General features: G+C 64.1%; 5 protein-coding genes. 4 read left to right on the top strand and 1 reads right to left on the bottom strand.

All coding sequences use genetic code 11. The features are described 5' to 3' along the window. Positions 1 to 1,722, bottom strand: a 1,722-nt coding sequence (locus tag MOV75_RS23570; RefSeq protein WP_247006709.1) for a methyl-accepting chemotaxis protein, incomplete at its 3' end; no start/stop codon positions are given. 387 nt (positions 1,723 to 2,109) lie between these two features. On the opposite strand from MOV75_RS23570, the gene MOV75_RS23565 reads away from it, so the two are divergent. The 4 genes from MOV75_RS23565 to MOV75_RS23550 all read left to right on the top strand — a co-directional run. After that, positions 2,110 to 2,595: a (2Fe-2S)-binding protein gene (locus tag MOV75_RS23565; RefSeq protein ID WP_246920942.1), complete on the top strand. Its 486-nt coding sequence runs from the start codon at positions 2,110 to 2,112 to the stop codon at positions 2,593 to 2,595. An 86-nt stretch (positions 2,596 to 2,681) separates the two neighbouring features. Further along, on the top strand, positions 2,682 to 5,024 hold the full coding sequence (locus tag MOV75_RS23560; protein WP_246920939.1) for a xanthine dehydrogenase family protein molybdopterin-binding subunit: 2,343 nt from the start codon (positions 2,682 to 2,684) through the stop codon (positions 5,022 to 5,024). A gap of 15 nt (positions 5,025 to 5,039) precedes the next feature. Then, positions 5,040 to 5,840 carry a xanthine dehydrogenase family protein subunit M gene (locus tag MOV75_RS23555; RefSeq protein WP_246920937.1) on the top strand — a complete coding sequence of 267 codons (801 nt, stop codon included), beginning with the start codon at positions 5,040 to 5,042 and terminating at the stop codon, positions 5,838 to 5,840. A 210-nt stretch (positions 5,841 to 6,050) separates the two neighbouring features. Next, positions 6,051 to 6,394: CoA transferase (locus tag MOV75_RS23550; RefSeq protein WP_247006708.1), on the top strand; the 344-nt coding region annotated here is incomplete at its 3' end.

The raw sequence follows: 6,394 nt of genomic DNA, 5'->3' as shown, positions 1-6,394 counted from the left end.
CATGCCCGTGATGTGCGAGGAGATCTCGTCGGTGGCCTTCGCGGTCTGGCTCGCCAGCGACTTCACTTCGCTCGCAACCACGGCAAAGCCACGCCCGGCTTCGCCGGCGCGAGCCGCCTCGATGGTGGCGTTGAGCGCCAAAAGGTTGGTCTGCTCGGCAATCGCCGTGATCAGCTTGACCACTTCGCCGATCTGCTGGGCCGCATGCGACAGCTTGCCGATGCGACCGTCGGTCTCCCTGGCCTGAACCACGGCGGCTTCCGCGATGCGGCTGGAATCGCGGACCTGGCGGCCGATCTCCTCGACCGAGGCCGAGAGCTCTTCCGTCGCGGTGGCGACAGACTGCATGTTGGAGGACGCCTGCTCGGAAACGCCCGCGACCTGGCTCGACAGGCTCTGCGTGGTCTCGGCGGTGCGGGTCAGCGTGGAAGCCGCCGATTCCAGCTGCACGGCGGAGGCCGAGACGTTGGAGACGATGGCGCCGACCGCACTCTCGAAATCATCGGCAAATCGGATCAGCTCGGAACGCCGGCTTGCAGCCTGCTCCCGATTCTGGACTTCGCTGGCGGCGGCATCGCGCTCGGCCTTTGCAACGGCCTGAACCTTGAACTCCTCGACCGCGCCGGCCATCTCGCCGATCTCGTCCTTGCGGCCGAGACCCGGCAGCACCACGTCGAAATTGCCCGAGGCCAGCTCGCGCATCGCCTTGCACATCGCGATCATCGGACGCGAGATGCCGGTGCCGAGTAGGAAGGCGAGAACCGCACCAAGCAGCGTACCGCCAATGGCGAGGATCAGAACCAGGTGCTCGGTCCGCCCGATGGTCGCTTCCGACTCCGACTCCAGCCGTTGCTGTTCGGCGACAAGGTCCGCCTTCATGGCGGTCGCTCCTTGCAGGATCGCGCCGGCCGAGCCGCTCATCGCGGTGACGAGGTCGTCGACCAACTTGGCTTGCGCAATCAGCTTCTCCAGCGCTTCGCGATAGGCTGTAAGAAACGCCTTGGCCTCCTTCAGGCCGGCGACGATCTTGTCGTCCATGGAATAGACCGCGCCGAGCGAGTTCTCGACGAACTTCAGTCGCGCCATCGCACTTGCGCCAACGGCCTGGTCGGAGTTGAGGATGAAATTGCTCGCGGCCGCACTCGCGGTCTGGAATTGGGCGTTGACTTGCTTGGTGCCGAATTCGATCGCCTGCGCCTCGGAGTCCGAGGCGTTGTTGCCGACGTCGTCCAGCTTGTATTTCAGGAGGTTGGCGTTGCGCTGAAGCTGATTCTGGACCAGAAGCGCGCTGTCGCGCTTGGCCTGCAGGATCTTGGCGAAGGTCGCGGAGAAGTTGGAAAATTCCTTGGCGAGCTTGTTGAGGCTCTCCAGCCGCGCCGGCTGCTTGGCATTCTTGATCGCCTGATCGATGGCATTCCTCAGGCTGGCCTCGGCGTCCAGCGCCGCCTTGGCGTCGTCGTCCTTCCCGGTCACCACGAAGTAACGGGCGGCCGAGCGATAGCCGAGCAGTTCGCGATCGATGTTGCGGGCAAGATCGGCCTCCGAGACGCTGCTCCGGTAGGATCCGACGCCTTCCGAAACGCGCTCGAAGCCGAAATAGGAGAAGGCCATGCTGCCGGCGGAGATCGCCAGCACGACGGCAAAGCCGAGGATGATCTTGGCGCGGAACCTGAGCGTGGGAAATATTGTGCGCTTTGACGGCGACGCGATACGCCCGGACATTCCCACCCCCATTATTTATTCCAAACAGCCGCGATCCGAAGGCGCCCCGCCTCCCCGACCGGATGCGCAAAACTAAGGCAGAAACGTCAAGGGGCGGTAAATTCGTCCTATCTCAGCGCGCGCCGGCTTCTTGGCCAAAGGCCCACCGAATGGGGCACCGGCTGGCATCCCACGCAAGCAGTGCACCTTAATAATGAGAATATGCTGGGGATCGCCCTCGCCCCCGCCTCAGCCGCCGAGCCGCGGACGCCGACTCGCAGAGCCATTGTGTCCCCGGCAGGATCAATGACTTTTCCATGACGTGGGCGACCAAAATCCTAGTTGCAAAGTTCCGGGTCGCTGTCTCTAATTAGAAGCAATCAAAATCAATCCCGGGAGGACCACACCGTGTCTACAGTCAAACTGACAGTGAACGGCAAGGCCGTTGCTGTCGACGTCGAGGACCGCACGCTGCTGGTCCACGTTTTGCGCGATCACCTCAACCTCACGGGGACCCATGTCGGCTGCGACACCAGCCAGTGCGGCGCCTGTGTCGTGCATATGGACGGAAGGGCGGTGAAATCCTGCACCATGCTGGCAGGGCAGGCCGACGGCGCCAGCGTCACCACCATCGAGGGCATCGCCAAGGGAGACGAACTGCACCCGATGCAGGCCGCTTTCCGCGACAATCATGGCCTTCAATGCGGCTACTGCACGCCGGGCATGATCATGTCGGCGATCGACATCGTGCATCGTCATGGCGGCCAGCTCGACGAGGCCACCGTCCGCAGCGAGCTGGAAGGCAATATCTGCCGCTGCACCGGTTACCATAACATCGTCAAAGCCGTGCTGGACGCAGCCGGACGCATGAAGGTCTCGCAGGCGGCCGAATAAAGCGGCGCGCCTCGAACGAACAAAATCACCGCTGCCGCTCTCGAAGGAAGGCGCAGCCATAAAATTTCCGGTCGGGAGGACCAGCCATGGGTGTTGAAGGCATCGGCGCGCGGGTCGTGCGCAAGGAAGACAAGCGTTTCATTACCGGCAAGGGCCGCTACGTCGACGACATCAAACTGCTGGGCATGACCCATGCCCATTTCGTCCGCAGCCCGCACGCCCACGCGATGGTGAAGGGGATCGATTCCTCCGCCGCGCTGAAGATGCCGGGCGTGGTCGCCGTGCTCACGGGCCAACAGATCGTCGACGACAAGGTCGGCAACCTCATTTGCGGCTGGGCCATCACCTCCAAGGACGGCAGCCCGATGAAGATGGGCGCATGGCCGGCAATGGCGCCGGAAACGGTGCGCTTCGTCGGTCAGGCCGTCGCGGTCGTGATCGCCGACAGCAAGAATCTGGCGCGCGATGCGGCGGAAGCCGTCGTCGTCAGTTACGAGGAACTTCCCGCGGTCGCCGACATCCACGCCGCGATCAAATCAGGCGCGCCGCAGCTTCATCCCGAGGCTCCCGGCAACCAGGTCTATGACTGGGTGATCGGCGATGAGGGCGCCGCCGATGCTGCCTTCGCCAAGGCCGCCAACGTCGTCAAGCTCGACGTCACCAACAACCGCCTCGCCCCCAACGCGATGGAGCCGCGCGCGGCGATCGCCGATTACGACGCTGCGGAAGAGCATTTCACGCTCTATACGACCTCGCAGAACCCGCACGTCGCCCGCCTCGTGCTGTCGGCGTTCTACAACATCGCCCCCGAGCACAAGCTGCGCGTCATCGCGCCCGACGTCGGTGGCGGCTTCGGCTCCAAGATCTTCATCTATCCCGAAGAGATGGTGGCGCTGTGGGCCTCCAAGAAGATCGGCCGTCCCGTGAAATGGACTGGCGACCGCACCGAGGCCTTCCTCACCGACGCGCATGGCCGCGACCATGTAACCCATGCCGAGATGGCGTTCGACGCCAGCAACAAGATCACCGGCCTCAAGGTGAAGACCTACGCCAATTTCGGCGCCTACATGTCGCTGTTCTCGTCGTCGGTGCCGACCTATCTCTATGCGACGCTGCTGTCGGGCCAGTACAACATCCCGGCGATCCATGCCGAGGTGGTCGGGGTCTACACCAACACCACGCCGGTCGACGCCTATCGCGGCGCGGGCCGCCCTGAGGCGAGCTATCTGATCGAACGTTTGATGGAGACGGCCGCACGGCAGCTCAAGGTCGATCCGGCCCAGCTGCGCCGGACCAACTTCATCACCCAGTTCCCGCATCAGACGCCCGTCATCATGGCTTACGACACCGGCGACTTCAACGCCTCGCTCGACGCGGCGATGAAGGCGATCGACTATGCCGGCTTCCCCGCCCGCAAGGCCAAGGCGAAAGCCGACGGCAAGCTGCGCGGCATCGGCGTGTCCTGCTACATCGAGGCCTGCGGCATCGCGCCGTCGAAGGCGGTCGGCAGCCTGGGTGCCGGCGTGGGCCTGTGGGAATCGGCCGAGGTGCGCGTCAACCCGGTCGGAACCATCGAGATCCTCACGGGCTCGCACAGTCACGGTCAGGGTCACGAGACCACATTCTGCCAGCTGGTCGCGGAGCGCCTCGGCGTTCCCATCAGCCAGGTCTCGATCGTCCATGGCGACACCGACAAGGTGCAGTTCGGCATGGGCACCTACGGCTCGCGCTCGGCGGCCGTCGGCCTCACCGCGATCCTGAAGGCGATGGAGAAGATGGAATCCAAGGCCAAGAAGATTGCGGCGCATGCGCTGGAAGCTTCCGAGGCCGACATCGTCATCGAGAACGGTGAGTTCAAGGTCACCGGTACCGACAAGGCGATTGCCCTGCCGATGGTCGCGCTCGCGGCCTATACCGCGCATAATCTGCCTGACGGGATGGAGCCGGGTCTGAAGGAAAGCGCCTTCTACGATCCGACCAACTTCACCTTCCCGGCCGGCACCTATATCTGCGAGCTCGAGGTCGATCCCGGCACCGGCAAGACCTCCTTCGTCAACTTCGTCGCGGCCGACGATTTCGGCCGGCTGATCAACCCGATGATCGTCGAGGGCCAGGTCCATGGCGGCCTTGTTCAAGGCATCGGGCAGGCGCTGCTCGAGCATGCGATCTACGATGCCAGCGGCCAGCCGGTCACGGCCTCGTTCATGGACTACGCGATGCCGCGCGCCGACGATGTGCCCTCCTTCAACCTCTCCCACACCACGACGCTGTGCCCGGGCAATCCCTTGGGCATCAAGGGTTGCGGTGAGGCTGGCGCGATCGGCGCCTCTGCAGCCGTGATCAACGCGATCACGGATGCGATCGGCAAGAACAATCTGGAAATGCCCGCAACCCCCGACCGGGTGTGGCGCACGATCCACGCGGCTTGAGAGGGAGCAACGAAGATGTACCAGACCAAATATCATCGCGCTTCCTCGGTCGACGAAGCCGTCAGCCTGTTCGGCAAGAGCAGCGAGGCGAAGTTTCTGGCCGGCGGCCAGACGCTGCTGCCGGTGATGAAGCAGCGACTCGCCAGCCCGTCGGACGTCATCGACCTCGGCAAGATCAAGGAGCTGCAGGGCGTCGAATTGTCGGGCGATACGCTGACCATCAAGGCCGCCACGACCTATTACGACATCATGACGAATGCCGATGTGAAGAAGGCGATTCCCGCGATCGCCCATCTCACCTCGGTGCTCGGCGACCCTGCCGTGCGCTATCGCGGCACGATCGGCGGCTCGATCGCCAACAACGATCCCGCCGCGGATTTCCCCGCTGCGTTGCTCGCACTCGGCGCCACCGTGAAGACCAACAAGCGGTCGATCTCGGCCGAGGACTTCTTCCAGGGCCTGTTCACCACGGCGCTCGAAGACGGCGAGATCATCACCGCCGTGTCGTTCCCGGTGCCGGCGAAGGCAGGCTATGAGAAGATGCGTCACCCCGCCTCGCGTTTCGCCCTGACCGGCGTGTTCGTGGCGCAGACCAAATCGGGTGAGGTTCGGGTGGCCGCCACAGGGGCCTCGCAGAGCGGCGTGATGCGGGTGCCCGCGATCGAAGCCGCGCTGAAGGCCAACTGGTCGCCATCGGCGATCGACAGCGTCAGCATTTCGGCGAACGGCTTGCTGGCCGACATCCACGGCACGGCGGAATATCGCGCCAACCTCGTCAAGGTGATGGCGCAGCGCGCGGTGACTGCTGCGGGCTGACAAGACCGCTCCAGCGCCTCAACACAAATTTTCCGCGGCGCGCACTTCGGTGCGCGCCGTTTTATTTTGGCCCTGCGGCATGAAAACCGCTTGCCTCGCTAGCGTGAAGGCGAGAAAAGTTAATCAGCCAATTAACTCGCCCCAAAGAGCAATGTCAGAGGTGATTGCCGCGCCACCGGCACCCGCCCCGCGACCCGAGGAAACAACAACGTGCTCGACAAACCAGCCCAAGAAAAATCAGACGGCTCCACCGTCCGCAGCTTCGGCCCGCTCTCGGGCTTCCGCATCGTCGAATTCGCCGGCATCGGCCCGGGCCCGTTCGCCTGCATGATGCTGGCCGACATGGGCGCCGACGTCGTCACGCTCGACCGCGTCGGCGCGAAGAAGAACATGAAGTCGGTGGCGGGCCGCGGCCGCAAGGTGATCGAGCTCGACCTCAAGGACAAGGCGGCAATCGCGCAAGCGCTGGACCTGCTCGCGAGCGCCGATGCGCTGGTCGAAGGTTTTCGTCCCGGCGTGATGGAGCGGCTCGGCCTCGGGCCGGACGTCGTGCT

The sequence above is a fragment of the Bradyrhizobium sp. PRIMUS42 genome (assembly GCF_023006515.1).
GTDB lineage: Bacteria > Pseudomonadota > Alphaproteobacteria > Rhizobiales > Xanthobacteraceae > Bradyrhizobium.
This window is presented reverse-complemented; position numbering and strand designations above follow the sequence as displayed.